General features: G+C 41.0%; 2 protein-coding genes. Both read right to left on the reverse strand.

The annotated features are described in order from the left end of the window. Positions 1-297 precede the first annotated feature (297 nt). The gene (locus JMX89_RS12680; protein WP_201532527.1) at positions 298-1881 is read right to left on the reverse strand and encodes a Fic family protein; all 1584 of its coding nucleotides are present in this window, start codon (positions 1879-1881) and stop codon (positions 298-300) included. A 309-nt stretch (positions 1882-2190) separates the two neighbouring features. Then, positions 2191-2781 (reverse strand): recombinase family protein, encoded by a 591-nt coding sequence (locus tag JMX89_RS12685; RefSeq protein ID WP_062844955.1) that lies wholly within the window; start codon positions 2779-2781, stop codon positions 2191-2193. Positions 2782-2859: the final 78 nt, after the last annotated feature.

Here is a 2859-nt window from a genome sequence, read left to right on the forward strand (position 1 = left end):
TCAAATACTCAAATACTCAAATACTCAAATACTCAAATACTCAAATACTCAAATACTCAAATACTCAAATACTCAAAATTATTTTGAGGATCTGTAATAACCTTGTCAAATAAAAATTGTCTGTTATCAAAGTTCCTCTAATATATTCTGTTTAAGTAAGAAAAATATTGATTACGTTTCAAGTTACAGTATTTTAGCCGAATCTTTTATAAACGAATCATTATCGCAACGATGATACTGATACTAGCTTAAGCTTGATTATCAAGGCAGATTTTCTTGCGTATAGCAGGGTTTGTTCTAACTATTCAAACCATCTGCTTCATCTTTAAAGGTTTCTACAACCACAGAGAAAATATCGTCCCAAACCTCATCATTTGCCAAAAACGGATAATCCTTCAATAGCTTATTACTTTTAACACCCTTATTTTGTAGCATGCTACGAATAATTCTATCGGCATAGCTGTTGGGCATCTCAACAATCTCTTTTATCGCCAGTCGTGCATGGTCATGCTTTCTTAGGTACTGTGACTCGTTATGCATCTCTTTTTCAATAACATGAGCAATGAGTCCTGATAAGTACTGAACGTGAGGCGTTAGATCCATAAAGCGCCATGCAGGTTGAATTAGGTGAGTATTTCCAAAATTTAAGTTTGAGCGAATACCATCAGGGTAAGTAATCGCTTGTTTATCAAAGCTGTAATGATCACGGATTTGCTCCATAAGTGGCACGGATACACGGTCTAAAATTTTGTCATAGGCATGACGGTCTGAGGGATGCTCAGCAATGGCTTGTGATATAGGTAGGATAATCGGCTCATGAATGACCTGGTCTCGCCTGAGGACGTCATTAATTAAGAAGCGATGTACACGGCCATTGCCATCCGCCAGCGGATGAATATATACAAAAGCAAAGGAGGCAACCGCACTACGCATCAGTGCTGATTGTCCCTCAGTCTTTTCCATAAATACCTGTAACCCTGCTAGCTTGTTAGCAATGTCATCAGCAGGTGGCGCGATATAGTGCACAATTTCTTTAAAGCCATTCACCTGAGTATGCGACACAAAAACTGGTGATTGACGGATGCCGTACTGCTGAATAATAGTTTTACTACCCAATATGTCTTGTTGCAACTCTGCTAGCGACTCAGGATCAAGCGGAATATCGCCCTTGCCGGTACGCCGTGCCATTACATCGGCGAAACGTTCAATACGTTTTAACTCTTTCCCTTCACCTTCTATAGTAAAACTGGCTTTACTCTCTCGTAATGTCATCCATACGGAGGCACGCATCAGTAAGTCTTGCCCAAATTCATCGTTCAGCTTGTCAACCATTGTGGCAATATCGAGTGCAGCGGCTTGCGTAAACAACTCTGTTTTCACCAATTGAGGACAGAAATGACGGGTTCCTGCAAGATTGTCATTGATACGCCAACGAGCATTCTTTATGACATGCGCAGGGCTTGAAGTAACCTGCTTCTTAGCATCTAAAGCGTCCACATAGTTACCGCCTAAATTACTCGGTACTGCTAACTGCTGACCCATGAGCCACTCATACAAGAAAGCCATTCTACGGGCATAGCTGCCTGTCGGCTCAGCGTTTACCCATGCTTGTACGTCATCAGCACCTACCTGCTCAAATAGACGAACCAGTAACTCTAAATTCAGTACTTCATGACGCATGTGAAACTGTAAGTGCGCAATGATAGTGTCCAGTGGACGCGCGGTTTCCTGATAAGCGTTATGAATGACGTCACCGTCTTTATAGGTTTGTCTGCGCCCACCGATACTACTGATGACATATAAAGGGGACACCAGCTCGATGCTGGCATAACGGATAAGCCATGCTGCGCCAATAGGGTCTGAAGTAGGGGTATTCATCATGAGGGGCTCAAGCGATTATAGATAAGCTATTTTGCAGAAAAGCGATTATGAATGCAATATAATGATTATAATGAAGCCTCATTGCATTAAATCGATTTTTATATGACGCTGTGATGTCTTTAGATAAAGATCGAAGGGCGTTTTAAGTGGGCATAATTGAACGAAATTGAATGATGAAAATACACCGTTCTTAACACAGCTACGTAGTAATAGAGTACCTATTTCTGCAAATAAAGCCTTCTTGCCTCGCGTGTAAAGCCTTATATATCAGCTGTTTATGAACAAAAATAAAATAAAATACCTCAGCTATTAGCCCTGCTTTAACACCCGATAAACCGTAGCCACCCCAACACCAACCGCCTTAGCAATCTCCTCTTTTGTCATATTGTTTTGACTGGCTAATTCTTTAATACGATTGTGTTTCGTTGTATTAGGCTTCTTACCAGTGGGCTTATAACCACTGTTCGCCAATCCCTGCTTAATACGCTCTCTACGTTTGTCGTTATCAAGCTTTGCCATTGTGGCTAATAAGTCGATCAACATATCGTTGATCACCCTGAGAATATCCCCGGTCATACCCTCACTGACTGTATGCGTCGTTGGCAGATCAGCCACCACTAATCGTAAGCCCTTGTCTTTGATGCGCTGCTTTAGAATTGCAAAATCATCTTGAGATAATCGGCTTAATCTATCCACGCTTTCAACCAGTAGAATATCGCCTTGCTCAGCGTCCTTTAGCAGCTTGGCTAATAATGGTCTATCGAGCTTTGTACCACTGAAATGCTCGACGTACTCAACATGGTTATCATCATAACTTGTACTGAAAGCCACCAAATCAGCCAATGCTCTGGTAGCGTCTTGATCCTTAGTGCTGGCTCTCACATAAATACGAACAGTCATAACCCACCTCTATTATTTAGACTTAATAATTAGTGCTCATTGATAATAACAAGATATTACTATCATTTAATAATATAA

It is taken from the genome of Psychrobacter sp. DD43, from assembly GCF_904846555.1.
Lineage (GTDB): Bacteria > Pseudomonadota > Gammaproteobacteria > Pseudomonadales > Moraxellaceae > Psychrobacter > Psychrobacter cryohalolentis.

Excerpts from the sequence above, each read along its gene's own strand:
- JMX89_RS12680 (WP_201532527.1), bottom strand. The coding sequence starts at position 1,881 with ATGATGAATACCCCTACTTCAGACCCTATTGGCGCAGCATGGCTTATC.
- JMX89_RS12685 (WP_062844955.1), bottom strand. The coding sequence starts at position 2,781 with ATGACTGTTCGTATTTATGTGAGAGCCAGCACTAAGGATCAAGACGCT.